Raw genomic sequence first — 25,795 nt, 5'->3', positions numbered from 1 at the left:
TGACGGGGCCAGAACGCTTTAAGCCGGAATATGGATGGTCGCGCGCAGGCCGCCGGTCGGAGCGTCTTCCAGCGTAATGTCGCCACCGTGGCTGCGTGCAATATCGCGTGCAATAGCAAGACCCAGCCCGCCTGTGCCGCCCGAATCCTGCGTTCGCGCTTCATCCAGCCGGACGAAAGGCTTGAAGACGTCTTCGCGGCGGTCTTCCGGAATACCCGGCCCGTCATCGTCCACAACGACTTTCAGCCAGCCTTCAACATGCGAAATCGACAGCTCGACATTCTGCGCATGACGGAAGGCGTTCGAGACGAGATTGCTGACCAGCCGCGAGAAGGCGTTCGGACGCACATGGACCTCGCTGTCGCCTTCAATATGATACTTGAAGCCGCGCTCGCGCAGGCGTGCTTCATGCTCCAGTTTTTCGCAAAGCCTCGTGACATCGTAGCTTGCGGTTTCCTCCGAACCTTCGCCGCGCGCAAAGGCGAGATAGCCTTCGAGCATCGTCTGCATGTCGGCAATATCCTGATTGAGCGGCTCGGTGTCGATCGAGTGGCCAGCCAGCGCAAGCTGCAGCTTGAAACGGGTCAGAATGGTGCGCAGATCGTGGCTGACGCCGGAAAGCATGGCCGTGCGCTGCTCGATCTGGCGTTCGATGCGCGAGCGCATCTGAATAAAAGCGATGCCTGCACGGCGCACTTCCTCGGCTCCGCGCGGATGGAACCCTTCCGGCATTGGTCGCCCCTTGCCGAAACTCTCTGCGGCCTCGGCAAGCTGCTGGATCGGCTTGATCTGGTTGCGCAGGAATGCGATGGCGATGATCAGCAGAACGAGCGCGGTGCCCACCATCCACGTCAGGAAGATGCCTGTATTGGATGCATAGGCCTGGCTGCGCCGCGCAAAGACGCGCAACACCTTGTCCTCCAGCTTGATGCGGATTTCGATAAGATCGGAATCGCCCACCGTATCGACCCAGAAGGGGCGATTGATCTGGCGGGTGATCTCTTCACTCAGGAAGTAATCGAGAATGGCGAAAAAGGGCTTTGGCCCGGGAGGTGGCAGCGGATCGGGCGGCAGGATCGAAATGTTCAGCGCCAGCCGCTGCTGCGCGATGCGGATGAGATTGTCGTAGCCCGGTTCCTGCGGATAGGTTTCGAGAATGTCGATGATGCCTGCAATATCGCGCACAACGGCGGTCGACAGTCGTTCGGTCACCATCTGCCAGTGACGCTCCATGAACACATAGGCGATCACGGACTGGAGCAGAACCATCGGGGCAATGATGATGATGAGCGAACGCGCATAAAGCCCCTTCGGCATGATGCGCGCTAACCAGCGGGAGAATTTTCTCAAGGGCGATTTCATCGTGTTAAAACGTCCCTCAGTACCCTGTGGTTGCGCTCAAAAGACTTATTTTGTCGCAAAGCCGCTTCACACTTTTTGGCTCGAAAAACGCTTCCGGAAATATTGCTGTCTGCAAATGGCGTTTTCCATGAACAACATTGCGGCTGCACCTTTGGTACATGCCGCCCTGCGTTTTGAGAAAACACCATTTTCTGATCGCGATATTCCTGATTGCCGATGGTTGCTATTCGATGCTGAGCTTGTAGCCGATACCGCGCACGGTCTGGAGCCAGACCGGATTGGCCGGGTCCTGCTCGATCTTGCGGCGAAGGCGATTGATCTGGACGTCGATCGTGCGTTCACCGACATCGCCATCCTGACCGGTCAGCTCATGGCGGGGGATCGTCTCGCCGGCACGCTCGGCGAAAATCGCCATGATATCCTGCTCACGATCCGTCAGCTTGATGGTTTCCGTACCCTTTTTCAGCTCGCGGCGCGGGATGAAGAAAGTATAGGGGCCGAACACGATCTGCTCGATTTTCGGCTGTGCGGGTGGCGCGCCGCGGCGCAGGATATTGTTGATGCGAAGCGTCAGCTCGCGGGGATCGAACGGCTTGGGCAGATAATCGTCCGCTCCGGCAGCCAGACCGTCGATGCGGCTGTCGGTTTCCGACAATGCCGTCAGCATCAGGATGGGGACGTTCTTCTGCTCGCGCAGCGATCGCGTCAGCGAAACGCCGGTTTCTCCCGGCATCATGACGTCGAGGATCAGCAGATCGAAATCGATGCCTTCCAGTTTGCGGCGCGCTTCGGCAGCGCTTCCAGCCATGGTGACACGGAATCCGCTATTGGTCAGATATTGTGAGAGAAGGCTGCGGATACGCGTATCGTCGTCAACGACGAGGAGATGTGGCGCGTCGTCCGAGAGCGTCTTTTCTTCTTCTACAGCCATGGCGTCTTTCGATCCCATTCCGATAATTTTACTTCAGCATTCCAGCTTATGCCCGATGCTTTGGTGCACATATTATCGACTGGAATGCGGCACGTCCATTCACTGCCTGCGTGGACCTGTTTTTATACAAGCACTTATTGTCTGATCCAAAAGTCGCCATACCTTGGCTCGCAAACAGCGTTTTTCTGCGCTTCCGGTGCTCATGTACTTGCTCAGACGCATAATCTTATCCGAAAAGTCTACAACTTTTCGGGACTATGCTTAGCAGTACACTGCGCTCCGGTTCTCGAAACCCACCATTTTCGCCACGGCCTGACGTTTTTTTATTCAGACACTTTGTGCAACTAGACGTAACACTCAAGCCCAGTGTCACTCGGTTCAGAGATGTCTGGTCGAACTATCTTCGGCAGAAAACTCGTCGATCTGGGCGCGCCGCTCGGGGTTGACCATATTATAGAGGAAGCGCTCGATGACTTCCCGGTCCTGCGGCGCACAGTCCTCCAGTGCACGTGCGATGCGTCGTGACTGCGGAAGGGCGAGGGCAAGCGTGAGCTGGCGGCCGCTCTTGGTCGGATAAAGCTTGCGGTGGCGGCGGTCGTGAAGGCCGGTGGCCTGAACCACATGCCCCGTATCGATCAACTGTTTAAGCACGCGCGACAGGCTCTGCTTGGTGATCCGCAGGACCTCCAGCAGCTCGGCAACCGTCATGCCGGGCTTTCGGTTGATGAAGTAGAGAACACGGTGATGCGCCCGCCCGAATCCGATCTTTTCCAGAATAAGATCAGGGTCGGCGGTAAAGTCGCGATAGGAAAAAAACAGTAGTTCGATCACGTTGAGGTCGGCCGCCTCCTCAGCCGTCAACGGATTGCTTATATAATTCATATCGTTCGTCGAATTCACATCTGTGCTCCGTTCTGTTGCGTTAAATATGTCAGCATTATTGACATAATTCAATCGCCCAGATAATTTTCGATAAGTGTGAGCTGGCTTTTTTGGAATAATGTTTGCGCTGATACGTGCAAGGAGGAGGAATAATTGCGCTAACGGGCTACCCGCCACCGTCTCAATGGGTTGGTGATGGAATGGTTGTCGCAATATTCGAACCCTGTGGAGGATTTATTTTCTTTCCATGCATGCTCCGCCTGGGATTCGCGCAATATGTTTGCGTGACCTCAAAGCATTTTGAACAAAAAGGCCAGCAATTACGCAGGAAAAGGTGGCCGTCTCACCAGTTATATCGATTTAGCTGGGGAAGACGGGATGCGGAGAAGTTTATCTGGTCTGAAGTCGACCTGAAACCAGATCGAGACAGCGCTGCTGAGGCGCATCCCGAAAAGTATGAGGCGATTTTCGGGATGCGCATCAAAATGCATAGACAGGGCATTTCCAAGGTTTCATCCTGAAAAAAGAAATGCTCGATGAAATATTTAGGAGCAAGAAAATGGCTGCGATTCCATTCGATCAACGGGACGGATTTATCTGGCTGGACGGAGAATTCGTCGACTGGAAAGATGCAAAAATCCACGTGCTGACCCATGGTCTGCATTATGCGAGCGCCGTGTTTGAAGGCGAACGCGCCTATGGCGGCGAGATCTTCAAGCTCAATGAGCATACCGAACGCCTGCATGAATCTGCACGCATTCTCGGTTTCGAGATTCCTTTCAGCGTTGCAGAAATCAACGATGCCTGCCGCGAGCTTCTGAAGAAGCAGGGTTTTGAAGACGCCTATGTTCGCCCGATTGCCTGGCGCGGTTCGGAGTCACTGGGGGTCTCGGCGCAGAACAACCGCATTCATCTTGCCATCGCCATCTGGCAATGGCCGAGCTATTTCTCGCCCGAAGAAAAGATGAAGGGCATCCGGCTCGATATCGCTGAATATTGCCGCCCGGACCCGCGCACTGCGCCCTCGCGCTCGAAGGCTGCCGGTCTCTATATGATCTGCACGATCTCCAAGCACGCCGCCGAAGCCAAGGGCTATGCCGATGCATTGATGCTCGACTGGCGCGGACAGGTTGCGGAAGCAACCGGTGCAAACGTCTTCTTCGTGAAGGACGGCGCACTGCATACGCCGAAGCCTGACTGCTTCCTTGACGGTATTACGCGTCGCACGGTCATTGATCTTGCCAAGCGCCGCGGCATTGAAGTCATCGAGCGGGCAATCATGCCGGAAGAACTTGCCGGTTTCTCCGAATGCTTCCTGTGCGGAACAGCAGCGGAAGTGACGCCGGTATCCGAGATCGGTCAATACCGTTTCAAACCTTCCGAAATTACAAATGTTCTAATGAATGACTATTCTGCGGAAGTTCAGCCAAAGCGGGCGGCAGCCGAATAGTAGGTGCCGAACCAAGTTTTAAACAGAAAAAGAGCGGTCTTAGGGCCGCTTTTTTGTTATTCCGTCGCTTATTGTTTGACATTGGAAAGTTTCGGCACAAGATTTTTTTACCGGAGTCGCGCTACTCCGGTTTAAAACTCAGATGGGGTGACGATTATGGAATCTCTACTACCTATCATTCTCCAGCTTGTGGCTGGCGCGGTTGGTGGCAACATCGCCGGAGCAGTGAAGAATATCAGTCTGGGCACCACGGGTAACACGGTGGCAGGCGGCATCGGTGGTGTCATCCTCGGGCAGCTGCTTCCGATGTTGTCTGGCGGTGGCCTCGATTCCGTTCTCAACGGTGTTGTTGGTCAGCTGGCAGGCGGCGGCATTGGCGGTATCGTGCTCACGGCCGTTGTCGGCCTGATCAAGAACGCGATGGCCGCCAAGGCCTGACGCACTAAGACATCCCGAGAAGTGTGAAACGCCTACGCAGGGAAATCAGTCCACTGGACTGATTTCTGATCCCGCTTCGATCGGGTAACATGTGCGTGAAAGCAAACAGTTGGAGCGCCGGTCTGATTCAATCAGATCGAAACGCGCTCTGGAGACCGCATGGTTGTGGGGACAACCGGTAAGACGAACTGTCGGGCCTATCCCGGAAACCGTGAAACGGTTTTCGGAGAAAGCGCCTCGGACAATCCTGGAGAGGGAAAACGGGCGGCTATCAGCCGCCCGTATCTATTTAAAGCTTCACCTGACGGGCACAGGACACTATCTCTGTGTCAGAAAGCACCTTCCGGACCGCTATTTATTCAAGTGGAGTAAGACTATGGGGCAATTGCAGGCCATCATCGTTCCCGTCACGCCTTTCCAGCAGAATTGCACCATTCTGTTCGATGGCGAGACCAAGAAGGGTGTCGTGATCGATCCGGGCGGTGACCTGGATCGCATCCGCGAGGCGATTGATTCCCAAGGGATCGATGTCGAGGCCATCTGGATCACGCATGGCCATATCGATCATGCTGCGGCTGCCCTTGATCTCAAGGAAGCCCTGAATGTGGACATTATAGGCCCGCATCGGGATGATAAGTTCCTGCTCGATAATCTGGAAGCGACCGGCCTAAAATATGGCATCACTGAAGGCGTGCGCAATGTTACGCCGGACCGCTGGCTGGACGAAGGTGACAAGGTTTCCGTCGCCGGGCACGAATTCGACGTCTTCCACACGCCGGGCCATGCGCCGGGGCACGTCGTGTTCTTCAACCCGGAAGCGCGGTTTGCGATAGTCGGTGATGTGCTTTTCAACGGCTCGGTCGGGCGCACTGATCTGCCAGGCGGTGATCACGCGGCGCTGATTCGCTCCATCAAGGAAAAGCTGCTGCCGCTCGGGGACGATATCGGTTTCATTTGCGGGCATGGTCCCGGTGGTCGGTTCGGTGATGAACGGCGCTCCAATCCATTTTTGAACGACATCGGATATGCATAAAAAAAAGCCGCCTTTAAAGGCGGCTTTTCATCGGGATGGTTTGCTTTGGAGCACCGATCTGGTTGAAGCAGATCGGTGCTCTAATCACTTGTTTTGACGCGCATCTTATCCGAAAACCGTTTCACACTTTTCGGGATGTGCTTTAATTTGCGGAGCAGAAGTGATCACGTCCGTCATAACCGCGATAGGTGCCGGTATTCGGATTGAATGACCGGTAACGGTCGGCGCAATACTGGTACCAGCCACGGCTCCATGGCTCATAGCTTGAGCGATAATAAGTCGCCTGACGAGCCGGGGCTGCCGGGTAATAAGCTGGCGGCGGCGGAGGCGGTGCATAGACCGGGGCAGGCTGCACGTAGGTCGGTTGCGGCTGGCTCAGCGCGCTGCCGATGAGGGCACCTGCTGCAAGACCGATCACACCTGCGGCAACGGCGTCGCCATGGTTGCGATGCCGGTCGCGGTAGTAGGGACGATCCCATCCGCCACGGTCCCAGCCATGGCGGCCCCAGGAATCTGCCGATGCTGTTGCAAGCGGTACGGCAACAGCCGCAAGGGATGCCGCTGCCAGAATGGCTGTTTTCGCAAATCGGTTCATTGTTCGCTCCTTCAGAAGCTCGACTGTAATTTCTCCGATACGCTCGCCGACCGGGCACACACGTATCGTTTATGAATAACTAATTAACTGTTTCGACATGAATGGAGGCTGAACAATGGTGAAGGGCGATGGAAAGCTGTCAGTTTCCGGTCAATTACTTGCAGCATCTGTAATATTTCGCGCCTGAATGATGATCCGTTCAGGGTTGCATACCGGCAATAAAAAACCCCGGCAAAAGCCGGGGCAAGTGGTAGGTTCTTTTATGAACGATCAGCCGGTAACGGTGATGTTCACGGCCTTCGGGCCTTTGCCGCGACGATCCGGTTCCGTCTCGTAGGAAACCTTCTGATTGTCTGCGAGGCCAGTGAGGCCAGAAGCCTGTACAGCAGAAATGTGTACGAAGATGTCAGCGCCACCGTCGTCCGGCTTGATGAAACCGAAACCTTTTTCGGTATTGAAGAATTTGACCAGTCCGGTCTGTGCCATGGGATCCGTTCCTTTTCCTTGGCGCCACTTCTCTTGTGGAGACAGTGGTATTACAAATTCTGCCAAGCGCACCACACACCCGGCAGAGGGTTATGCAGGCAGTTCTCGACATTGGGAAGGAACCGATCATTGCCGAAGGGGAGCCTTCGACCCGGAACTTATAGCGGCCCCGGCGCGCCGTTCTTCCAGTCTTCCATTTGTTCGCTAAATGCCCGAACAGGTGGAGACTGATCTATGAAGCGGTATTTGGCAAGCAAATTCTTTGGGGGGAACATGATTGGTTATCTTTGAACCGGTATCGTCAGAATTTTTTACGATTGTTTCAAGAAAATCATCGACTCAATCCCAAAATAGAACAGGCTAACCCTAATATATCGCGAATTTAAACGGATATGTCCTGGTATTTTCATCGATTGCGCGAAACTATGCATGCGCCACCGGCGGCGCGCAGCTTCGCACAAATGCTGTCGGCTTCTCCGCGGCTGTTGGCGCCGATGCGTACTGCATAGATGCCACGGCGTCCCATCGGCGTCCGTATCCGGCTGATAACGGGGTCGTGGCCTGCCAGCACGGCGCTGAACTGTTTGCGCAGGCGCACCCATTGATTGGCCGCCGCGCTGCGGCGGAAATTACCCGCGACCTGAATGCCCCATGGCTTGGGTTTCACGCGCGACATCGGAATTGTGGCGCTGCGGATGATCGGCAGGCGCTTGCAGGCATCGACGAAGGCGAGCTTGGGATCGAGTGGGCGGTTCACGACCTCCTTGCCTGCCGCGAAGTCATCGGCAGGTGCGCCGGTAATGTCCAGCACGTAATTTTCAGTTTCGAGCGGCAGAAATCCACCGGACCGCATCCAGCTGGAAACACGCCCGGCCCCTGCATTATAGGCGGCGGCTGCAAGGCCCCAATTGCCGAAAGCGCCTTTAAGATCGCGCAGGAAACTCGCCGATGCGGGGATGGCCTGTTCTATGTCGAAAGGGTCGGCAAGCCCACGCTCCTTAGCAGTATAAGGCATGAACTGCGCAATGCCTTCAGCGCCGACAGGGCTGACCGCGTTGTGATCGAACCGGCTTTCTTTCCAGATCAGCCGGGCGAAGAAGTCGCGCGGGATGCCGTGGATGTCGGCATTGGCACCGATGAGCTGGCAGATGCGGCCGACGGTCGGGACTTTCTTCTCCGGCGGTAAAGGCGGCGCATAAACCGGCGGGTTCGGCTCGCTCGCCGCATAGGATGCAGCCACGCCGGAAGGCAGGCTGAAAAGCTGCGAAGCCAGGATAAATGCTATGCCGTGCCGATAACGATTCATGCTGCCTGTTCCGCCCCTCAACTTCGGCCAAAGTAACCTATATGGGCGGGTTGTCGATATGGTCTGCAAGGTTTTGCACTTTTGCGAAAAGACTTGCTCTTATCGTAGGTTGCGCCATTTTAGTGTCCGGGACAGATCGGATTTATCCGGACAAGGGAGAGGAAAATGCAGTTTCATCGATTCAGACAATTGGCTGTGCTTGCGGGCGCTCTGCTTCTCGCCGGTTGTGTTGCCGAAGGCGGCCCGGATTATCGTCCGCCGATTCGCCCCGGACCGTCGCAGCCGCAGATGTGCCCGATGATCTATGCTCCCGTCTGCGCCACGCGCGGTTCTTCGCGCAAGACCTTCGGCAATTCCTGTCAGGCAAGAGCTGAGGGCTATCGCGTCATCGCAAATGGCCAGTGCTCATCAAGACCGGGTCCGGGATGGGGCGGCGAAGGCGGCATGCGTCCGCCGCATCAGGGCAACAGACCGGGCAGGCCGGGCGCGGGTGCTTGCACGCGGGAATATATGCCTGTTTGTGCACGCCGTGGGAACGACAGGCGCACTTTCCCCAATCGTTGCGAAGCCGACCGTGCAGGCTATCGCATTATGAATGGCGGGCAGTGCCGCTGAATATAGAAAATCGAATGGCCGTTCGTGATGTGTTGGAAGACCGGTAAGTCTTCCAACACATAATCAACGATCTCGGTCACCGTCCCGGTCGGCCTGTCTTGCCGGGGCGGCGTTTCTTGCGCGCTGTTTCGGCAGGGTCCTCGTAAGACCCGATGCCTGCACGCTCACGGCGGATCGCCGCATCGCCGCCGCCACTTGGCACTTCGGTCCGCTTGACCGTCATCTCATCAAGCGTGTTCTTGCGGAAGAGCGGTTTTGCCATGTCGGTGCCCGGTCCCATATCGTCAAGCGATGGCTTCTGGAACAAAGACGACTTGTCAAGCGGGCGCGTCGTATCGGCGCCCATTTCATCCAGCGCCGGCTTGCGGAAACGTGAATTGCCGGTGGGCTTGCCCTTGTTGCGGCTTGCACCTGCATCGCCCGCCTCAAACTCGCGTGCCAGCGGATCGTCGGCAATAGCCAGTTCCGTCTCACGCAGCCGCTTGATTTCGTCGCGCAGGCGCGCGGCCTTTTCGAAGTCGAGATCGGCAGCGGCGTCGCGCATCTGCTTTTCCAGATGCTCCAGATGGGCGGCAAGATTGTTGCCCATCATCGCGCCTTCTTCCGCAAAGCCCGAAATATCCGCGCGGACATGATCGCGCTCGTAAACTGAGCCGAGGATGTCCGAGATATTCTTCTTCACCGAGGCAGGCGTGATGCCGTGCTCTTCATTATAGGCAACCTGCTTCTCACGGCGGCGGCTGGTTTCATCCATCGCGCGCTGCATCGAGCCGGTAATATTGTCGGCGTAGAGAATGACCTTGCCGTCAACGTTACGCGCTGCACGTCCAATGGTCTGAACCAGTGAGGTTTCCGAGCGCAGGAAGCCTTCCTTGTCGGCATCGAGAATGGCGACGAAGCCGCATTCCGGAATGTCGAGACCTTCGCGCAGGAGGTTGATGCCAACCAGCACATCGAAGGCGCCGAGACGCAGATCGCGAATGATTTCGATACGTTCCAGCGTGTCGATATCGGAATGCATGTAGCGAACGCGCACGCCCTGTTCATGCAGATATTCCGTCAGGTCTTCGGCCATGCGCTTGGTCAGCACCGTGACCAATGTACGGTAACCCTTCTGTGCCGTTTCACGAATTTCGCCGAGCACGTCATCGACCTGTGACTTGGCAGGGCGGATTTCGACAGGGGGATCGATCAGCCCGGTCGGGCGGATGACCTGTTCTGCGAACACGCCGCCAGCTTCTTCCATTTCCCAACCGCCCGGCGTTGCCGAAACGGCAATGGTCTGCGGGCGCATGGCGTCCCATTCCTCGAAACGGAGCGGGCGATTGTCCATGCAGGATGGCAGGCGGAAACCATATTCGGCAAGCGTTGCCTTGCGGCGGAAGTCGCCGCGATACATGCCGCCGATCTGCGGAACCGTGACGTGGCTTTCGTCGATGAAAACCAGCGCATTGTCCGGAATATATTCGAACAGCGTCGGAGGCGGCTCGCCGGGATTGCGGCCTGTCAGATAGCGTGAATAGTTTTCAATACCCGCACAGGAACCGGTTGCTTCCAGCATTTCGAGATCGAATGTCGTGCGCTGGTCGAGGCGCTGGGCTTCCAGCAGACGCCCGGCATTGTTCAGTTCGACAAGACGATGCTTCAGCTCTTCCTTGATCGACTTTATCGCCTGATTGAGGGTCGGACGCGGCGTCACATAGTGCGAATTCGCATAAATCTTGACCGATTTCAGATCGCCGGTCTTCTGGCCGGTGAGCGGGTCGAACTCGGTGATGGTCTCGATCTCATCGCCGAAAAGGGAAATGCGCCAGGCGCGATCTTCCAAGTGAGCCGGGAACAATTCGATCGTGTCGCCGCGCACGCGAAACGAGCCGCGCACGAAATTGATGTCTTGCCGCTTGTATTGCTGGGCCACGAGATCGGCGAGCAGCTGGCGCTGGTCGAGCCGGTCCCCGATCTTCATTTCGAAGGTCATGGCCGTATAGGTTTCGACCGATCCGATACCGTAGATGCACGATACGGAAGCGACGATAATCACATCGTCGCGTTCGAGCAGCGCGCGGGTGGCCGAGTGGCGCATCCGGTCGATCTGTTCGTTGATGGACGATTCCTTCTCGATATAAGTGTCCGAGCGCGGCACATAGGCTTCCGGCTGGTAATAATCGTAGTAGGAAACGAAATATTCGACGGCGTTGTTCGGAAAGAAGCTCTTGAACTCGCCATAAAGCTGCGCGGCCAAAGTCTTGTTCGGCGCCAGGATCAGGGCAGGGCGCTGCGTCCGCTGGATGACCTGCGCCATGGTGAAGGTCTTGCCCGAACCGGTGACACCGAGCAGGACCTGCGTGCGGTCGTCGTTGTCCAGCCCTTCCAGCAAATCGCGAATTGCCGTCGGCTGGTCACCGGACGGTTCGAAACTGGTTTCCATCTCGATGGCGATGCCGCCTTCGGATTTATCCGGACGTGCCGGGCGGTGAGGCGTCCAGAGTTCGCCGTTCTTGAACAGCGGATTGCCGGAGGCAATCAGGTCCGACAGGGCCTGAACTGTCGCGGTCGCACCGGACGGGTTCAGTCCGGCAGCGTCTTCCAGACTGATGTCGAGACCAGCAACCGGATTGAGGCCAGCCGCTGCACGCTCCTTGGCGGATGCAGCGCCACCCATGGATGTGCCGCGCCCGCTGCGCGACGCTTCCTTGCTGCGCTCAGGAATTTTCTTGGGTTGTTTTGGGTTTTTCGCGCGTGGTTTCGCAGCCTCGTCGCCGATCTCCTTCGCCCAATCGGCGATGGGGCCGGCGATGGGGCCGGAAAGGGGCGCACCGGAAAGTTCGGCCTGAGGCATTTCGCCGAAACCACCTGAATGTGGTGCTTCACCGAAGCCGCCAGCCTTGTCGTGCGAATCCTGGGAGTGTTTGTCTTTTGAGGAAGCCATGCCCTCAATATGGATTTTCAGCGTCCAAATGAAAAGAGTGCGAAGGTGAAATCCTCCGCACCCTTACCCTATCCGGCGATGCTCCTGACAGAAGGTTGTCAGGAAGTGTGGCTCCAGAGGCGGCTTTACAGCCTGCCGCCGAGACGCATGCGAGGGCCGGGGCCAAAACCATGCCCGAAGCCGGGGCCAAAACCGGGATGATAGCCCGGATGATCGTTCCAGCCGGGACGGTCCGTCCAGTGTGGGCGTGCTGGTCCCCTGTTCGACTGGCAATTACGCCCGATGCAGCCATTATAGACATTGCCGCCACCGTTCCAGCCGCGATAAGGGCCTGGACCCCAGCCGGGTCCCCAATAGGGACCGCTGTTGGCCGCCAGTGCCGAACCGATGGCGATGCCTGCGATGAGCGGTATGCCAACCGCTGCGGCGGTCGATCCGAAATTGTCGTTCGTCGTATAGCCGTTGCCTGTCTGAATGGCGATGTAGCTCGATGCAGCCCAGCCGGTCATGCCGCCATAGGTCACCTGACACCAGCCATAACCGCTGGTGCAGCCAGCCACTGTAATGCCGACGCCATTCGGGATCGCCCCGATGGTTCCGTACTGGGTGCCCGGGCCGACGCGAAGATTAATTGTCGATGTTACAATTGCCGATGATGCATAAGCATTCGTTGAAACAAGAAGTGCTAATGTAACTATGGAGGACTTAACCGATAGTTTCATATGTCATTCCTCTAATATACTTTCTTTAATTACTTATAACATGAAGATTATTATTCACGTGCATCACGATTTTTCGATTTCAATTCATGATTAATGAATATCGACCTCTTGAAATCGGCTTTCACACTAACGGTTTAAGCGCTTCATGCGGTACTTTTCTTCGTGGCGGGCTTGTCTCATATTAAAGGGCGACTCTCTCAAGCACTTAAGGACCGACTTCGATGAATACTGACAATGCGCCGAAGGGCATGCTGACATTGCGCGTTCCGGCCATGCCCAAGGATGCGAATGCGGCGTTCGATATTTTCGGCGGCTGGGTGATGGCGCAGATGGACTCCGCATCCGGCATTCGTGCTGCAGAACGCGCCAAGGGCCGCGTGGTGACGGCAGCGGTTCGTGAAATGTCCTTTGCCAAGCCGGTGAAGATCGGTGACGCGCTCTGCGTCTATACCGAGATTACGCGGGTTGGGCGCAGCTCGATCACGCTGCGGGTGGAAGCCTGGGCACAGCGTTACCTGACCCAGCAGATGGATCTCGTGACCCATGGCGAATTCGTCATGGTTTCTCTGGATGAAAACGGCAAGCCGACGCCGGTGCCGCCGGAGGAATAAAGTATCGTCAAGCCCGGCATTGCGCCGGGCTTATTTAGAGCGGTTCCGGTTAAAACCGGTGGTTGGAACCGCTCTATCTATTTGTTTTCACGCATTATCCTACGCAAAACCGCTTCGTACTTTTACTGGAAATGCTCTATTTACAAGCGCGATAGCCGCTGCGACGCTGCATCAGGTCGAAATGGAAGTGATCGGCATGTTCCGGGTTATAGCCGGGGCCGAGAACTGTCGAGAAATAGCCGCACGCATCGGAGCGAACGCTGTTGAGCAGGCCCTTTTCGCGAAAGGCGAAGAAGCCCGGCTTGCGCACCATGATGTTCTTGCCGTTGTTCAGCACGATCTTGGTGACATCGATGGCGTTGCCGCGTGAATGTTCCGACATTTTCGCGCCGCGACGGCTGTTCATGGTGCGGCAGGAATAGCCCCCGGCATTATAGATCGTGCTCACGCCGGACAGATAGCGCATACGCGAGGCAGGTTGCAGGTCGCCTTTGATCCAGCGGGCAAAGGCCTCGGTCACCTGACAGTTCAGCGTTGCCGCCGGTTTGAACGCGATGGAGCCGCTGTTGAAGCCGGACACCTCGATGGGATTTGCGATCTGGCAGGCACTGCTGCGATAGATCGGCGGTTTTTCCTTGAAGACGACGCCGAGCCGTTTCAGGCGCGTGCGGCAGGCGGTTTCCGCATTGGACATCGTATAGATGTTTTCGGCTGCTGTTACCGGATTTTGAATCGGGGCTGAGAAGCCATAGTCGCCGGAATATTGCGGCTGGCTCTGCTGCGTGGATTGCGTGACGTGGTTCTCTTCCTCCTCGGCAAGCCCGACGATGCGTTCTTGCTGTGGCTCCTGCATGACGGGTGCGTCTACAACCGGGGCAGCATTTGCAATCGGTGCATCGGGAACCATCACGTCGGAATTGCCGACACTGGCCTGCGGGCGCGGGGCGCTTTCACCGGAACAACCGGCGATGATAGCCAGCAAGGCGAGGGACAAGGATGGGGCCAGACTTCGCAACCGGGAGCGCTGGCGGCTGACTGGAGCGGTGGCGGACAACGCAGAACTCATGTCCATACCTTTTCTTCAGGAGACCAGACCGATGGCGTTCCACGAATATTAGCTTGGAAGCGTAAAGGAAGAGTCAGCGCTCGCGTTAAGTGCTGTGGCGTAATCAGGGCAGCGGCCAGAGCATAAACCGGCCGGAGTGAAACGCGCTCCAGCGCGCAGGATTGGCAAAATGCCGCCTTTGTTCTATCACCATGCAGCGGTTTCGGGCCATGCCGCCGACAACATCCTCCCGGTCCCTGAAGTCATTTCCATGTCAGCACTGATTTCGCCGAGCGTCCTGCCGATCCTGCTTCTCATCGGCTCGAACGTTTTCATGACATTCGCCTGGTACGGGCATCTGAAATTCACCAGCACGCCACTCGTCACCGTCATTTTCATCAGCTGGGGCATCGCTCTGATCGAATACTGCCTCGCGGTTCCGGCCAACCGCATCGGGCACGAGGTCTATTCGGCGGCGCAGCTGAAGACCATTCAGGAAGTCATCACGCTGGTGATCTTCAGCCTGTTCTCGGTGTTCTATCTCAAGGAAGCCTTTACCTGGCACCATCTGCTGGGCTTTGCGTTCATAGCAGGTGGGGCAGCTCTTATCTTCAAGGGGTAGAGCCTGTTCCAAAAGTCGACCTGTGTGGCTGCAAATGGCAATTATCTGCGTGCCGGTGCTCATGTACCCAAAAGTACACTCCGCTCCGGTACTCGAAAATCACCATTTTGGTTCAGGCTCTGACGCACTTTACTCGGCAGGTTCAGGAACAAGAGCCGACTTGCGTTTCCAGAACATGGGAATGAGTTCCACCGCCATCATGGCGGCGAAGATCAGTCCGCAGCCGATAAAGCCGATGAAGGTCACCCGCTCGCCGAGAAAGAGCGCACCGAACAGGGCCGCAAAAAGCGCTTCCGACGACAGGAAGATCGCGGCCTGTGCGGAAGTCGTATAGCGCTGTCCTATGGCCTGCAAGGTGAAGGCAATGCCGGACGAGAAGACGCCGGTGAAAAGAATTTCCTTCCAGGTGAGTGCGATGGCCGTCCAGTTGAAGTCTTCGATCATGGAGGCGATAGCAAGGCCTGCGAAGGCGCTGGTTGCGAACTGGATGCAGCTCAGTGTTATCGGCCGTCCTGCACGGTTTGCCCTGCTGATCAGGACCACCTGCAAGGCCCAGAAGACCGCGCCGCAAATGACCAGCCAGTCACCTTGCTTGAGCGCAGTCAACGTTCCGCCGGAAAGCAGGAATATGCCTGCCAGACATGCCGCCGCACTCGGCCAGACGACGGGATGCGGCCAAGTGCGAAACAGGACGACGCCAAGCACTGGCACCATGACGACATAGAGCCCGGTCAGAAAACCGGCATTGGTGACGGATGTGGTGATGAGCCCGATCTGCTGGAGAACAAGCCCGGTAAACAGGCTCAGTCCGATGAACATGAAGAAGAGATAGTTCGAGCGGCTCAGGCTGGTCTTCGCCCGACGGCCCTCGGCTACGGCCCATGGCAGGACAGTAAGGGCGGCGATTGCCGAGCGGATACCGATGAACAGAAACGGGCCGATACTGGCCATTGCCGTCGATTGGGCGACGAAACCCATGCCCCAGATGACGCCTGCCAGAAGCAGCAGCATATTGGCCTGTACGCGCGTCATCATTACCTCGGTTCGGGATATGTCATTGCAGAAAGAGAAACCGGACGCTTTTCAGCCTTTCCCGGTCGTCATGCTATAGGCAATATTATGGGCAGGCGGCAAGGGAACTTCCGATTCTGCGACATTCATGCATAGTCTGATTATAATTAGAGCGATTTCTTACTGACGGAGTGTTTTATGCTCTCTTTGAAACGTCAACCCGCTGTTGTGGCATTGATTGCCACAACGCTGCTGTTTCTGGCGGGTGGGGAATCGCAGGCTGCTTTCAAGAAGGTTCGCGACACGCTGGTTCTGTGCGATTTCGCGCAAAACTGCACTTTGACTCTTACGCCGGTCGCAAGCGATGGCGCGCCGGGGCTTGGCATCTTTCGCAGCAGCCAGTCAGGCTCGAAGCCGCTACTCCGGCTTTCCTATGTCGATCCATCGCAGAAAACTGGCAAGTTGGAGATTTCCATCGACGGTCAAACACTGCTCGATGTCGATGTCTCGGCTTTGAAGGCGCAGGACGATCAGCTGGATTATACGGGCGATGTGGTCAAGGCGCTCGACGGGATGAAGAACGGTCAGAAACTGCAGCTGAAATTTGCCGGAAAGACCTCGACCTATTCGCTTTCCGGCCTTGTCGGCGGGCTGATCTATGTGGACGAACAGCAATCGCGCGACGGAACTGTCGAGGCATTGCAGGTCAAGGGCAGCAAACCGGCGCCTGTTCCGCCACAGCTCAAGCTGATCGAAACGGTCGAGCAGATACCGGCTGACATCCGCAAGGATTTTTCCGACGAGGCGGCGGTCTGTGGCGGGGCAAGCCCCGGCACGTTCCGCAATGCAGGCGGTTTCGAGACGAAGATTGCCGATGGCCTCGATCTTATTGGCCTGCCATGCGGATCGCCGGGCGCCTACAATCAGCCTTATGCCTTCTACAGCCGCTACGAAAACAAGACTGTGCCGATCTCGCTACCGACCATTTCCGACGATGGCCCGACTGTGACCGACACGGCATGGAACATCGACTGGGCCCAGAAAACCTTGACGCTGACGGCCTTCTTCAAGGGGAGAGGGCTTGGAGATTGCGGCATTTACGATGTCTGGAAAGCTACTGACAGCGGCGAGGGCCGGGTGCGTTTCGTTCTGGTGCAGGAACGTTCAAAAGGCGATTGCGATGGCAATTATGCCGGAGGCCCGGAGAAGTGGCCCGCGAGCTGGCCGGTTAACGCGCAATAGGTGCCGCTTAAGGGCACAGTTGACAGAGACATATTTTTCCGCGTGAAATGGTTGATGGAAATGCTATAGTTCTGTGAACGGCTATTCGAACGGTTCCGAGGCGGATGTTTCGGTGACCGTTTTCTTTTTGTGTGTCGGAGGCTGGTTGGCCTTCGAAAAGCGCCTCGCACTATCCAAGCATTGCGCGAGGTGAGGCGGGCAAATCAAGATGCCGGTGCGTACAGGACCTCGGGGAGAGGTGAGTACCGGACGAAGGAAAGGACTGGGTATGGAAAAGTTCCCTATGACCCCTGGCGGTTTCGAAAAGCTCAAGGAAGAGCTGCGCTGGCGTCAGCAATCGGAGCGCCCTCGGATTATTGAGGCGATCGCCGAAGCACGTGCGCATGGCGATCTGTCGGAAAATGCCGAATATCATGCTGCGAAAGAAGCCCAGAGCCTGAATGAAGGTCGTATCAACGAACTGGAAGATCTGGTCGCGCGGGCCGAGATTATCGATGTCTCGAAGCTGTCGGGTGACCGCATCAAGTTTGGTGCCACCGTCACCATGATCGACGAGGATACGGAAGAAGAGAAAGTCTACCAGATCGTCGGCGATCAGGAAGCCGATGTGAAGGAAGGCCGCATCTCCATTTCATCGCCGATTGCGCGTGCGCTGATCGGCAAGGGCGAAGGCGATACGATTGAAGTCAACGCACCGGGCGGTTCGCGTTCCTACGAAATCGTCGGTTTGAAGTTCGTCTGATTTCCGTGTCCGTGCATAAGCCAGATTCCGGACCGGTTCGGGTTCAGGACGTTGAGGTGGTGGCGCCGAATTTCAAGCGCCGCCTCTCCGGTGTCACATCGACAATCGTTCAGCTGATCCCCTTGCAGCGCGCAAAGGGGTTGAACATTGCGACGATGGGGCCGGGCCTGCCGGATACGCTTCCGCATCTGGGATGGAGCGCTCTTTGGTCCTTCTGGTCAAAGCCAGCGACGAAACCGTTCCGCATCTGGCATGCGCGGCGCAATATTGAAATGCTCGCCGGTATTTTCATGCGCGATGTGCTGCGCATGAAACTGAGGCTGATCTTTACCTCAGCTGCACAGCGAGACCACAAGCCGTTTACCAAATGGCTCATCCGCCGCATGAATGCGGTGATTGCAACGAGTGGTCGCTCGGGAAGCTTTCTCGAAGTCCCGCATCAGGTCATCATGCATGGGGTGGATCTGCAGCGTTTCCATCCGCCTGTCGGCGATGAGGACAGTTTCGCGGCGTCGGGCCTGCCCGGAAAATATGCTGTCGGTTGCTTCGGTCGCGTGCGTTCCTCCAAGGGAACAGACCTTTTCGTCGATGCGATGATTGCGCTGTTGCCGCAATATCCGGACTGGACGGCCATCATCACCGGACGCACGACTGCAGAACACCAGTCTTTCGAGGATGCGCTGAAGGCGAAGATCGCCGCTGCCGGTTTGCAGGACCGTATCCTCATTCTGGGGGAAGTGCCGGATATCCGCGTCTGGTATCGCCGCCTGACGCTTTATGTTGCGCCTTCGCGCAATGAAGGTTTCGGGCTGACACCGCTTGAAGCCATGGCCTCGCAAACGGCAGTCGTTGCCAGCGATGCGGGTGCCTATGCGGAAATGATCGTGGAAGGCACCGGAACATCGGTTGCGGCCGGTGACGGAGATGCCCTGCGCAAGGCTATCGAACCTTATCTGGCAGATCCGGCTCTGGCGGAACGCGATGGCGAGAATGCTCTCAGGCATGTTCGCGCGACTTTCCCGCTCGAAAAGGAAGCAGCTGCCATCAGCGCTGTCTACGAGCGCGTATTCGCCGGGAAGTAACAAGTAATGACAGGGCGCTGCGATGCTGACGCATCACGCCCTGAAAAGGCTCAATTGCCGCACGGGCTTAACCAGGTCTTGATAAGGCAAGCTCATCCAGACCTGGTATAATTCCCGGCGCAAACCGTCGAAATATCAGAGAATCATCAGCGGTTCGTCCTTGACCGGACGAATGGTCAGTGCGGTGCGCACGGAATCCACATTGGGAGCGGCGGTCAGTTCCTCGATCACGAAGGTCTGGAACGTGTTGAGATCGCGCGCGACGCAATGGAGCAGGAAATCGGACTCGCCCGAAACCATCCAGGCGCGGCGTACCAGAGGCCACTGCTTGGATTTCTCGGCAAAAGCCTTGAGGTCGGCATCTGCCTGGCGATGGAGGCCAACCGAACAGAAAGCGACCAAATCCTGTCCAAGGGAATTGCCATTCAGAATGGCCCGATAGCCCCGGATAACGCCGCTTTCTTCCAGCTTGCGCACACGGCGCAGGCAGGGCGGAGCCGAAATACCGACGCGTTCGGCCAGCTCGACATTGGTGATGCGCCCGTTATTCTGGAGCTCCCGAAGGATTTTCCAATCGATTTCATCCAGATCGGCCTTGATCGGCATGCGTAACTCCGCGCGCAAGGAAATTTCATTCCGGGGTAATTATAGAACATTCGTCGCCATCGTGGCGCAATCTAATCCTGCTCATATCAAATGAAACGGGCGGATGTAAACTGCCTAACGTTCTGTCAACGCACCCAAAAAGTGCGAGTGAACAGGATATACACGGTAACGAGCTCCAGACGCCCTGCCAGCATCAGGAAGGAAAGGACCCACAATGCCGGGTCGTGAATGGTGGAAAAGTTGCCGACGGGGCCAATGGTGTCGCCAAAGCCGGGGCCGATATTGGAGAGGGCAGTCAGCGCGCCAGTGAAGGCCGACACGAAGTCGAGGCCCAGTGAAGCAAGCAGCACCGCGCCTATAATCAGCGAGGCGCAGTAGAGGAACAGATAGAGAAGCACGTTCTGTGCGATTTCGCCGGAAACTTCCGAGCTGCCGTAGCGGATCTTGATGACAGCATGTGGCATGATGAGCCGGGCAAGATTGGCGCGCGTCAAGCTCCAAAGGATGATGAGGCGGTTCATCTTGATGCCGCCTGATGTAGACCCGGCGCAGCCACCCAGAAATGAAGCGAGAAAGAAAATTCCAATCGCGGGTGGTCCCCACAGGAAATAGTCTTCCGTGGCATATCCTGTTGTCGTCATGACCGAGACAAAATGAAACGAAGCCGAGATCAGCGCGTCGCCGAAAGGCACATCGGACCCAAGTCGCAGAACCACCGCGAGTGCAAAGCTGAAGCTGATTGCGATCGTGAAGAACAGTTTCACCTGCGGGTCGACAAGCGATTCCATGCGGCGTGGCATGAAGGCCTTGATATAGAGCACGAAGGGCAGGGCCGAGAGGGCCATGAAGATCGTGGACACGACCAGGAGCGGGCGGTTTCCCTGATAAAAGCCGATGGAGCTGTCGTGAGTGGAAAAGCCTGCTGTCGCAATCGTCGTGAAGCCGTGGTTGATGGCGTCGAACATGCTCATGCCGACGGCAAAATAAGCAATGATGCAGGCGGCGGTCAGGCTGAGATAGGCCAGCACGATGCCGAGCGCGATCTGGTTCATGCGCGGGAGAATTTTTTCCGACTTGTCGGAATTCTCCATATGGAAGAGCGCCAACCCGCCCGCCCGCAGGGACGGCAGCATCAACAGAGCCAAACCGATGAAGCCGATACCCCCGATCCAGCAGAGAAGCGAGCGCCACAGGAGAATGCCGCGCTGCATGTTGTCGAGCCCGGTCAGCGCGGTCGCGCCGGTTGACGTGACGCCCGACATGGCCTCGAAGAAGGCCGTCGCATAGCTGATCGGCAAATGCGAGAAATAAAGCGGTATCGAACCCAGAAAACTCGCTGTCAGCCAGAGGCACGCCGTCAGCAGAAAGCCAAGGCGCGGGGTGAAGCGCATCGTCTGGTTCTGGGTGGCCAGCAGAATCAGGGCGGAGAGCGCGCCGGTTGCCGCAGCTGAACGCACGAAGATCAGCCAGTCGTCACTTCCGTCGCGCAGGTCGATTGCTGCAGGCAGAAGCATGGCTACCGCCATGAGGAGGCCGAAACGCGCACAGATATTGGCGACTGTCTTATAAATGGCGGACGGCTCCGAGGTTAGGCAAATTTTCCATTGTTTAGCGTGAGATCGATCCACCCGCAATGCGCTGGCTGTCAAAGGCTTTGCTTAAAGGTCACAAGCTGTGGCTAAAGCACAGCAAATCCCTGTGGAACCTTGCAAACATTGAGGGGCAGACCTACCTTGGCCATAATGTCGGGGCATTGGCCAAACAGGCGCGAAAGCGATTCTGGTGAGCCGGAACCCGCCGCTTTAAATCGATTTTAGAGTACCCCCAAAGTGTGGAACATTTTGGACAAGGTACATGTGAAAACAAACATGTGGAGCGCTGATCTGGATCAATCAGATCAAGACGTTCCGGGACCGGAGAGAACTTCATGTCACAGCGTCACGCGCCAGTCATAGTCATCGGCTCAGGTCCTGCTGGTTATACCGCTGCGATTTATGCTGCTCGCGCCATGCTGAAACCACTCATCATTGCCGGTCTCCAGCAGGGTGGTCAGCTGATGATCACCACCGATGTGGAAAATTATCCGGGCTACGCCGATCCGGTGCAGGGGCCATGGATGATGGAACAGATGGCAAAGCAAGCGGAAAATGTCGGCTCCGAAATCGTCCATGATATTATTACCGAGGTTGAAACCACGGTGCGTCCTTTCCGCCTGAAGGGTGATTCCGGCACGATCTATACCTGCGATGCCCTGATTATCGCCACGGGTGCACAGGCCAAGTGGCTTGGCCTCGACAGCGAGCAGACCTTCATGGGCGGTGGCGTTTCTGCTTGCGCGACCTGTGACGGTTTCTTCTATCGCGGCAAGGATGTGGTCGTTGTCGGCGGTGGCAATACCGCTGTTGAGGAAGCGCTTTATCTTTCCCATATCGCCAAGAGCGTGACGGTCGTGCATCGCCGCGATGGCTTCCGTGCAGAGAAGATCATGCAGGATCGTCTGCTTTCGCGCCAGAACGTCTCGGTGGTCTGGAACAGCGTGATCGATGAAATCCTTGGCACCGAGGCAAAGCCGCCGATGGGCGCAACTGTGACCGGCGTACGCCTCAAGAATGTCGTGACGGGCGAGACGCAGGAACTCGACACGCACGGTGTTTTTGTCGCTATCGGCCACGCACCTGCGGTTTCTTTGTTCGAGGGCAAGCTCAAGCAGAAGCCGAACGGCTATCTGTGGACTGCACCCGATTCGACGGCTACCGACGTTCCGGGCATTTTTGCTGCGGGCGACGTCACGGACGATATTTATCGGCAGGCTGTGACTGCCGCCGGTTTGGGTTGCATGGCTGCTCTGGAAGCCGAGCGCTGGCTTGCCGCACAGGAACCGCTGCACGAAGCTGCGGAGTAAAGCATTTCCAAGCCAAAAGTGTGAGGCGGTTTTGCGTAAGGTGAATGCGGTGAAAACAATGAGAGGGGATAATCGTGGTCGCTCCGCTCGACTGGGATAAACTGCGCATTTTTCATGCTGCGGCTGAGGCTGGGTCGTTCACCCACGCAGCCCAGACATTGCATCTGTCGCAATCGGCTATCTCGCGTCAGGTGAGCGCGCTGGAGCAGGATGTCGGCGTCCCGCTGTTTCATCGTCATGCCCGCGGGCTCATTTTGACGGAGCAGGGCGAAACGCTTTATCGCACGGCGCACGACGTGCTGATGAAACTTGAAAACGTTCGCTCGAAGCTTGCTGAGAGCAAGGAAAAGCCGACAGGCCGTCTCCGCGTGACGACGACTGTTGGTCTTGGCTCCGGCTGGCTGATCGAGCGGATTCAGGAATTTGTCGAGCTTTATCCCGATATCCAGCTCCAGTTGATCCTCGACAATGAGGAACTGGACCTGACGATGCGTCATGCGGATTGTGCCATCCGGTTGCGGCAACCGCAGCAGCCAGATTTGATCCAGCGCCGGCTGTTCACAGTGCATATGCATGTCTATGCGTCGGCTGGTTATGTTTCGAAATATGGCAAGCTGAATTCGATCGATGAGATCGATCAGCATCGTGTCGTGACTTTCGGTGAACCGGCGCCAAGCTATCTGACAGGCCTAAACTGGCTGGAGATTGCCGGGCGTGCCGATGGTAGCACGCGCATTCCCGCGTTGCAGGTGAACAATCTGCTGTCGATCCGTCGCGCTGTGCAGCGTGGCGTCGGCATCGCCGTTCTGCCCGATTATATGGCCGACAAGGAATCCGGGCTGGTGCAGCTTCTGCCGGAACTGGAAGAAATACCGTCCTTCGATACGTTCTTCTGCTATCCAGAAGCCTTGAAGAACTCCGCGAAACTGCACGCTTTCCGCGACTTCCTGTTCTCGAAGGCCCGCAACTGGACCTATTGATCGTATCTTACTGTTCATAAAAAGGCCGCGCTGATCGCCAGCGCGGCCTTTTTGCTTATGGCGATGGCTGGTTATTTGCGTGGCAGCAGGCGCTGCACTTCCTTGGATGCATCGGCAAGGGCGTCTTCCGGCGTGGCGGATTGCTCAACGACGCGCGAAAGATTGTCCACGATGGTTTGCGTCACCTTCACGCCATTCGAACCCGGGAAGGCATACCACGGGATCATCAGTGACATCTGGCTGAGACCGGCTTTGAACAGCGGATTTTCCGCGTAGAATTTGCCGAGATATTCGTCGGACTTTGCAGCCAGTTCGTTGTTCGGCACATAGCCGGTGCCGGGAACGACAACGGAAGCGCCGTAAGGGCCGGCAGCGAACTTGGCGAATTTCCATGCCGCATCCTGCTTGGCCTGATCTTCTGTCAGGATAACAACGGCATTGCCGCCGGTTGGCAGGCGACCCTTTTCAGCATTGATAAGAGGAATTTTCGCGGTACGAAGATCGAACTTGTCGCCGACATTCTTGATCGTGTTGCGCAGCGCGCCAGTCGTCTGGAACGAGAAGCCGACTTTGCCAGCCGCGAAAGCCTGCTCACCCGCTGCCTTGGTCAGAACCGGCATGCCGCCTTCCTTCACCATGCGGTCGACCAGCTTGAAGGCTTCGAGCCCTTCCGGTCCGTCGAAGGCGACCTTCTTCTCGTCTTCGGTCAGCATGGTACCGCCTGCGCCGAACAGAAGCGCCGAGAACATCCAGTCGTCGCCCTGCCAGCGGAAATCAATGCCTTCATTGCCGTTGCCGAGTGCCTTGATCTTGCCGCCGAGCTCGATCACTTCATCCCAGGTGGTTGGAGGCGTGTCGGGATTGCCGCCTGCAGCCTTAACCAGATCGGCATTGTAATACATGATCGGGTTGGAGGTCGCGAAAGCAAGACCAACCTGACGGTCGCCAACGCGGGCGAGGCTCAGCAGGTGATCAGTGAAGCCCTGTGCTTCCATGTCGGTTTCTTTTTCGACCAGCGGCTTCATGTCGACGCCGATGTTGCGCTCGGCCAATACGCGCAGGCGGTTCAAACCAGTGAAGGTGATGTCCGGCATTTCCGACGTTCCGGCCTGACGCATGATCGTCTGGATGCCTTCTTCGTAGGTTGCCGAGGGGCTGACGAAGTTGATCTTGATGTCCGGATTTTCTGCCATGAACTTTCCAGAGATGTCAGCCATGACATCCTTGAAAAAGCCTGGCATCGGATAGTGCACATTCAGCGTCGTTTCGGCAAAGGCGGGCGAGCCGAGGCCTGTTGCCATAGCCAGAGCGGCGAGTGCACCGGAAAAGCGTTTCATGTTTGAACTCCTGTGGAGGATGGGAGGGAAGAATTCAGCCCTTGAGGCCGGTGAGGGTGATGCCTTCGATGAAGCGGCGCTGGGCGGCAAGAAACGCAAGCAGCAGCGGCAGCGTGATGATGAGGGTTGCCGCCATCAAGGCCCCATAATCGTCACCTGCTTCCGCAGCGCGAAAATAGAGGAGACCCAATGGTGGCGTGGCGCGCTCCATGCCGTTGATGACGATCAGCGGCCAAAACAGATCGTTCCAGTGCGCAACTACCGAGAAGATCGAGAAGGCGGTGATGGCGGGCCAGGCATTGGGTACGATCACCCGCATGACGATGCCTGCCTCTGACATGCCGTCGAGACGCGCGGCGCTGATGAGATCATCCGGCATGGCGCGGAAGAACTGCAGAAACAGGAATATGCCGAAGACCGAGATGAAGAACGGAGCACTGAGAGCAAAATAGCTGTTGAGCACGCCGAGCTGATTGAAGCCGACATAGAAGGGCAATGCGGTGGCATGGATCGGCACGAGCAGGCCGAGCATGACCATCATCATCATAGTGCGCTGGCCGCGGAAATTGAGCTTTGCCATGGCATAGGCGCAGGGAATGGCGACCACGACCTGAATGACCAGAATGAGCGCGCAGACGACTACGCCGTTGAACAGCAAGAGCCCCATCGGCACACGGCTGAATGCCTTGGCAAGGTTATCCAGGAGTGCCCAGTTGTGCGGGATCAGCGACAGGGAGGACGAGAAAATATCCTGCTGCGACTTTGCTGCCGTTGACAGCATGAAGATATAGGGCGCGAGAAAAAGCAGGGCACCCAGTGAAAGAATGCCAAGACGGAAAGAACGAGCCAATGTCATCCGGGTTTCC

General features: G+C 56.9%; 26 protein-coding genes. 12 read left to right on the top strand and 14 right to left on the bottom strand.

Annotated features, from left to right (window positions below; translation table 11 throughout):
• Window positions 1-18: 18 nt before the first annotated feature.
• The 3 genes from ABDF71_RS10990 to ABDF71_RS10980 all read right to left on the bottom strand — a co-directional run bounded on the left by ABDF71_RS10990 (window position 19) and on the right by ABDF71_RS10980 (window position 3,193).
• The gene (locus ABDF71_RS10990; RefSeq protein WP_010659629.1) at window positions 19-1,362 is read right to left on the bottom strand and encodes an ATP-binding protein; all 1,344 of its coding nucleotides are present in this window, start codon (window positions 1,360-1,362) and stop codon (window positions 19-21) included.
• 223 nt (window positions 1,363-1,585) lie between these two features.
• Window positions 1,586-2,293, bottom strand: coding sequence for a response regulator (locus tag ABDF71_RS10985; RefSeq protein WP_012091674.1), 708 nt, complete (start codon window positions 2,291-2,293; stop codon window positions 1,586-1,588).
• A 378-nt stretch (window positions 2,294-2,671) separates the two neighbouring features.
• A complete protein-coding gene (locus ABDF71_RS10980; RefSeq protein ID WP_010659631.1) occupies window positions 2,672-3,193 on the bottom strand; it encodes a MarR family winged helix-turn-helix transcriptional regulator in 522 nt (173 codons plus the stop codon).
• Between the two features lie 182 nt (window positions 3,194-3,375).
• Here ABDF71_RS10980 and ABDF71_RS10975 point away from each other — a divergent pair, with 182 nt between their 5' ends.
• From ABDF71_RS10975 to ABDF71_RS10960, 4 genes are all read left to right on the top strand, one after another.
• The gene (locus ABDF71_RS10975) at window positions 3,376-3,696 is read left to right on the top strand and encodes a hypothetical protein (RefSeq protein ID WP_500061553.1); all 321 of its coding nucleotides are present in this window, start codon (window positions 3,376-3,378) and stop codon (window positions 3,694-3,696) included.
• Window positions 3,697-3,734: 38 nt separating this feature from the next.
• The gene (locus tag ABDF71_RS10970) at window positions 3,735-4,625 is read left to right on the top strand and encodes a branched-chain amino acid aminotransferase (protein WP_010659633.1); all 891 of its coding nucleotides are present in this window, start codon (window positions 3,735-3,737) and stop codon (window positions 4,623-4,625) included.
• 156 nt (window positions 4,626-4,781) lie between these two features.
• Window positions 4,782-5,063: a hypothetical protein gene (locus ABDF71_RS10965; RefSeq protein WP_010659634.1), complete on the top strand. Its 282-nt coding sequence runs from the start codon at window positions 4,782-4,784 to the stop codon at window positions 5,061-5,063.
• 376 nt (window positions 5,064-5,439) lie between these two features.
• Window positions 5,440-6,096, top strand: a complete 657-nt coding sequence (locus tag ABDF71_RS10960; RefSeq protein ID WP_029929127.1) for an MBL fold metallo-hydrolase — start codon at window positions 5,440-5,442, stop codon at window positions 6,094-6,096.
• 142 nt (window positions 6,097-6,238) lie between these two features.
• On the opposite strand, the gene ABDF71_RS10955 is transcribed toward ABDF71_RS10960, so the two are convergent.
• The 3 genes from ABDF71_RS10955 to ABDF71_RS10945 form a co-directional block, all read right to left on the bottom strand.
• Window positions 6,239-6,691 carry a BA14K family protein gene (locus ABDF71_RS10955; RefSeq protein WP_151663640.1) on the bottom strand — a complete coding sequence of 151 codons (453 nt, stop codon included), beginning with the start codon at window positions 6,689-6,691 and terminating at the stop codon, window positions 6,239-6,241.
• A gap of 270 nt (window positions 6,692-6,961) precedes the next feature.
• Window positions 6,962-7,177 carry a cold-shock protein gene (locus ABDF71_RS10950; protein ID WP_010659637.1) on the bottom strand — a complete coding sequence of 72 codons (216 nt, stop codon included), beginning with the start codon at window positions 7,175-7,177 and terminating at the stop codon, window positions 6,962-6,964.
• A gap of 406 nt (window positions 7,178-7,583) precedes the next feature.
• Window positions 7,584-8,483 (bottom strand): SPOR domain-containing protein, encoded by a 900-nt coding sequence (locus ABDF71_RS10945; RefSeq protein WP_010659638.1) that lies wholly within the window; start codon window positions 8,481-8,483, stop codon window positions 7,584-7,586.
• Between the two features lie 165 nt (window positions 8,484-8,648).
• Between ABDF71_RS10945 and ABDF71_RS10940 the strand changes: the two genes are divergently transcribed.
• Window positions 8,649-9,098 carry a Kazal-type serine protease inhibitor family protein gene (locus ABDF71_RS10940; RefSeq protein WP_010659639.1) on the top strand — a complete coding sequence of 150 codons (450 nt, stop codon included), beginning with the start codon at window positions 8,649-8,651 and terminating at the stop codon, window positions 9,096-9,098.
• 76 nt (window positions 9,099-9,174) lie between these two features.
• On the opposite strand, the gene uvrB is transcribed toward ABDF71_RS10940, so the two are convergent.
• Both uvrB and ABDF71_RS10930 read right to left on the bottom strand, forming a co-directional pair.
• Window positions 9,175-11,937: an excinuclease ABC subunit UvrB gene (gene uvrB / locus ABDF71_RS10935; protein ID WP_374710373.1), complete on the bottom strand. Its 2,763-nt coding sequence runs from the start codon at window positions 11,935-11,937 to the stop codon at window positions 9,175-9,177.
• A 215-nt stretch (window positions 11,938-12,152) separates the two neighbouring features.
• Window positions 12,153-12,749, bottom strand: a complete 597-nt coding sequence (locus ABDF71_RS10930) for an SH3 domain-containing protein (protein ID WP_029929120.1) — start codon at window positions 12,747-12,749, stop codon at window positions 12,153-12,155.
• A 221-nt stretch (window positions 12,750-12,970) separates the two neighbouring features.
• Here ABDF71_RS10930 and ABDF71_RS10925 point away from each other — a divergent pair, with 221 nt between their 5' ends.
• Window positions 12,971-13,360: an acyl-CoA thioesterase gene (locus tag ABDF71_RS10925; protein ID WP_010659642.1), complete on the top strand. Its 390-nt coding sequence runs from the start codon at window positions 12,971-12,973 to the stop codon at window positions 13,358-13,360.
• Between the two features lie 136 nt (window positions 13,361-13,496).
• On the opposite strand, the gene ABDF71_RS10920 is transcribed toward ABDF71_RS10925, so the two are convergent.
• Window positions 13,497-14,426, bottom strand: coding sequence for an extensin-like domain-containing protein (locus ABDF71_RS10920; protein WP_151615339.1), 930 nt, complete (start codon window positions 14,424-14,426; stop codon window positions 13,497-13,499).
• A 250-nt stretch (window positions 14,427-14,676) separates the two neighbouring features.
• Between ABDF71_RS10920 and ABDF71_RS10915 the strand changes: the two genes are divergently transcribed.
• Window positions 14,677-15,027: a DMT family protein gene (locus ABDF71_RS10915; RefSeq protein WP_010659644.1), complete on the top strand. Its 351-nt coding sequence runs from the start codon at window positions 14,677-14,679 to the stop codon at window positions 15,025-15,027.
• Between the two features lie 129 nt (window positions 15,028-15,156).
• Here the strand turns inward: ABDF71_RS10915 and ABDF71_RS10910 are convergent, their stop codons facing one another.
• Window positions 15,157-16,059 (bottom strand): DMT family transporter, encoded by a 903-nt coding sequence (locus tag ABDF71_RS10910; RefSeq protein WP_151615506.1) that lies wholly within the window; start codon window positions 16,057-16,059, stop codon window positions 15,157-15,159.
• 177 nt (window positions 16,060-16,236) lie between these two features.
• Between ABDF71_RS10910 and ABDF71_RS10905 the strand changes: the two genes are divergently transcribed.
• The 3 genes from ABDF71_RS10905 (at window position 16,237) to ABDF71_RS10895 (ending at window position 19,104) form a co-directional block, all read left to right on the top strand.
• Window positions 16,237-17,280: a DUF1176 domain-containing protein gene (locus tag ABDF71_RS10905; RefSeq protein WP_151615338.1), complete on the top strand. Its 1,044-nt coding sequence runs from the start codon at window positions 16,237-16,239 to the stop codon at window positions 17,278-17,280.
• Between the two features lie 268 nt (window positions 17,281-17,548).
• Entirely contained in the window at window positions 17,549-18,022 is a 474-nt protein-coding gene (gene greA / locus ABDF71_RS10900; RefSeq protein ID WP_010659647.1) for a transcription elongation factor GreA, read from the top strand.
• Between the two features lie 11 nt (window positions 18,023-18,033).
• Complete coding sequence (locus ABDF71_RS10895) at window positions 18,034-19,104, top strand: glycosyltransferase family 4 protein (protein WP_029929114.1); 1,071 nt, start codon at window positions 18,034-18,036, stop codon at window positions 19,102-19,104.
• A 135-nt stretch (window positions 19,105-19,239) separates the two neighbouring features.
• Here the strand turns inward: ABDF71_RS10895 and ABDF71_RS10890 are convergent, their stop codons facing one another.
• The gene (locus ABDF71_RS10890; RefSeq protein ID WP_010659649.1) at window positions 19,240-19,710 is read right to left on the bottom strand and encodes an Lrp/AsnC family transcriptional regulator; all 471 of its coding nucleotides are present in this window, start codon (window positions 19,708-19,710) and stop codon (window positions 19,240-19,242) included.
• Between the two features lie 125 nt (window positions 19,711-19,835).
• Window positions 19,836-21,236, bottom strand: a complete 1,401-nt coding sequence (locus tag ABDF71_RS10885; protein WP_029376059.1) for a TrkH family potassium uptake protein — start codon at window positions 21,234-21,236, stop codon at window positions 19,836-19,838.
• Window positions 21,237-21,637: 401 nt separating this feature from the next.
• On the opposite strand from ABDF71_RS10885, the gene trxB reads away from it, so the two are divergent.
• Together trxB and ABDF71_RS10875 are read left to right on the top strand one after the other, a co-directional pair.
• Window positions 21,638-22,612, top strand: a complete 975-nt coding sequence (gene trxB / locus ABDF71_RS10880; RefSeq protein WP_010659651.1) for a thioredoxin-disulfide reductase — start codon at window positions 21,638-21,640, stop codon at window positions 22,610-22,612.
• Window positions 22,613-22,686: 74 nt separating this feature from the next.
• The gene (locus ABDF71_RS10875) at window positions 22,687-23,592 is read left to right on the top strand and encodes a LysR family transcriptional regulator (protein ID WP_010659652.1); all 906 of its coding nucleotides are present in this window, start codon (window positions 22,687-22,689) and stop codon (window positions 23,590-23,592) included.
• 71 nt (window positions 23,593-23,663) lie between these two features.
• Here ABDF71_RS10875 and ABDF71_RS10870 read toward each other — a convergent pair whose 3' ends face one another.
• A complete protein-coding gene (locus ABDF71_RS10870) occupies window positions 23,664-24,929 on the bottom strand; it encodes an ABC transporter substrate-binding protein (protein ID WP_010659653.1) in 1,266 nt (421 codons plus the stop codon).
• Window positions 24,930-24,963: 34 nt separating this feature from the next.
• Window positions 24,964-25,785: a carbohydrate ABC transporter permease gene (locus ABDF71_RS10865; RefSeq protein WP_010659654.1), complete on the bottom strand. Its 822-nt coding sequence runs from the start codon at window positions 25,783-25,785 to the stop codon at window positions 24,964-24,966.
• Window positions 25,786-25,795 lie beyond the last annotated feature (10 nt).

Origin of the sequence: Ochrobactrum sp. WV_118_8 (genome assembly GCF_039631535.1) — a bacterium.
GTDB lineage: Bacteria > Pseudomonadota > Alphaproteobacteria > Rhizobiales > Rhizobiaceae > Brucella > Brucella anthropi.
This window is presented reverse-complemented; position numbering and strand designations above follow the sequence as displayed.

What these genes read in the sequence shown, in the direction of transcription:
- ABDF71_RS10990 (WP_010659629.1), bottom strand. Translation starts at nt 1,362, where the DNA reads ATGAAATCGCCCTTGAGAAAATTCTCCCGCTGGTTAGCGCGCATCATG.
- ABDF71_RS10985 (WP_012091674.1), bottom strand. Translation starts at nt 2,293, where the DNA reads ATGGCTGTAGAAGAAGAAAAGACGCTCTCGGACGACGCGCCACATCTC.
- ABDF71_RS10975 (WP_500061553.1), top strand. Translation starts at nt 3,376, where the DNA reads ATGGTTGTCGCAATATTCGAACCCTGTGGAGGATTTATTTTCTTTCCA.
- ABDF71_RS10970 (WP_010659633.1), top strand. Translation starts at nt 3,735, where the DNA reads ATGGCTGCGATTCCATTCGATCAACGGGACGGATTTATCTGGCTGGAC.
- ABDF71_RS10965 (WP_010659634.1), top strand. Translation starts at nt 4,782, where the DNA reads ATGGAATCTCTACTACCTATCATTCTCCAGCTTGTGGCTGGCGCGGTT.
- ABDF71_RS10960 (WP_029929127.1), top strand. Translation starts at nt 5,440, where the DNA reads ATGGGGCAATTGCAGGCCATCATCGTTCCCGTCACGCCTTTCCAGCAG.
- ABDF71_RS10955 (WP_151663640.1), bottom strand. Translation starts at nt 6,691, where the DNA reads ATGAACCGATTTGCGAAAACAGCCATTCTGGCAGCGGCATCCCTTGCG.
- ABDF71_RS10950 (WP_010659637.1), bottom strand. Translation starts at nt 7,177, where the DNA reads ATGGCACAGACCGGACTGGTCAAATTCTTCAATACCGAAAAAGGTTTC.
- ABDF71_RS10945 (WP_010659638.1), bottom strand. Translation starts at nt 8,483, where the DNA reads ATGAATCGTTATCGGCACGGCATAGCATTTATCCTGGCTTCGCAGCTT.
- ABDF71_RS10940 (WP_010659639.1), top strand. Translation starts at nt 8,649, where the DNA reads ATGCAGTTTCATCGATTCAGACAATTGGCTGTGCTTGCGGGCGCTCTG.
- uvrB (WP_374710373.1), bottom strand. Translation starts at nt 11,937, where the DNA reads ATGCCTCAGGCCGAACTTTCCGGTGCGCCCCTTTCCGGCCCCATCGCC.
- ABDF71_RS10930 (WP_029929120.1), bottom strand. Translation starts at nt 12,749, where the DNA reads ATGAAACTATCGGTTAAGTCCTCCATAGTTACATTAGCACTTCTTGTT.
- ABDF71_RS10925 (WP_010659642.1), top strand. Translation starts at nt 12,971, where the DNA reads ATGAATACTGACAATGCGCCGAAGGGCATGCTGACATTGCGCGTTCCG.
- ABDF71_RS10920 (WP_151615339.1), bottom strand. Translation starts at nt 14,426, where the DNA reads ATGAGTTCTGCGTTGTCCGCCACCGCTCCAGTCAGCCGCCAGCGCTCC.
- ABDF71_RS10915 (WP_010659644.1), top strand. Translation starts at nt 14,677, where the DNA reads ATGTCAGCACTGATTTCGCCGAGCGTCCTGCCGATCCTGCTTCTCATC.
- ABDF71_RS10910 (WP_151615506.1), bottom strand. Translation starts at nt 16,059, where the DNA reads ATGACGCGCGTACAGGCCAATATGCTGCTGCTTCTGGCAGGCGTCATC.
- ABDF71_RS10905 (WP_151615338.1), top strand. Translation starts at nt 16,237, where the DNA reads ATGCTCTCTTTGAAACGTCAACCCGCTGTTGTGGCATTGATTGCCACA.
- greA (WP_010659647.1), top strand. Translation starts at nt 17,549, where the DNA reads ATGGAAAAGTTCCCTATGACCCCTGGCGGTTTCGAAAAGCTCAAGGAA.
- ABDF71_RS10890 (WP_010659649.1), bottom strand. Translation starts at nt 19,710, where the DNA reads ATGCCGATCAAGGCCGATCTGGATGAAATCGATTGGAAAATCCTTCGG.
- ABDF71_RS10885 (WP_029376059.1), bottom strand. Translation starts at nt 21,236, where the DNA reads ATGGCGGTAGCCATGCTTCTGCCTGCAGCAATCGACCTGCGCGACGGA.
- trxB (WP_010659651.1), top strand. Translation starts at nt 21,638, where the DNA reads ATGTCACAGCGTCACGCGCCAGTCATAGTCATCGGCTCAGGTCCTGCT.
- ABDF71_RS10870 (WP_010659653.1), bottom strand. Translation starts at nt 24,929, where the DNA reads ATGAAACGCTTTTCCGGTGCACTCGCCGCTCTGGCTATGGCAACAGGC.
- ABDF71_RS10865 (WP_010659654.1), bottom strand. Translation starts at nt 25,785, where the DNA reads ATGACATTGGCTCGTTCTTTCCGTCTTGGCATTCTTTCACTGGGTGCC.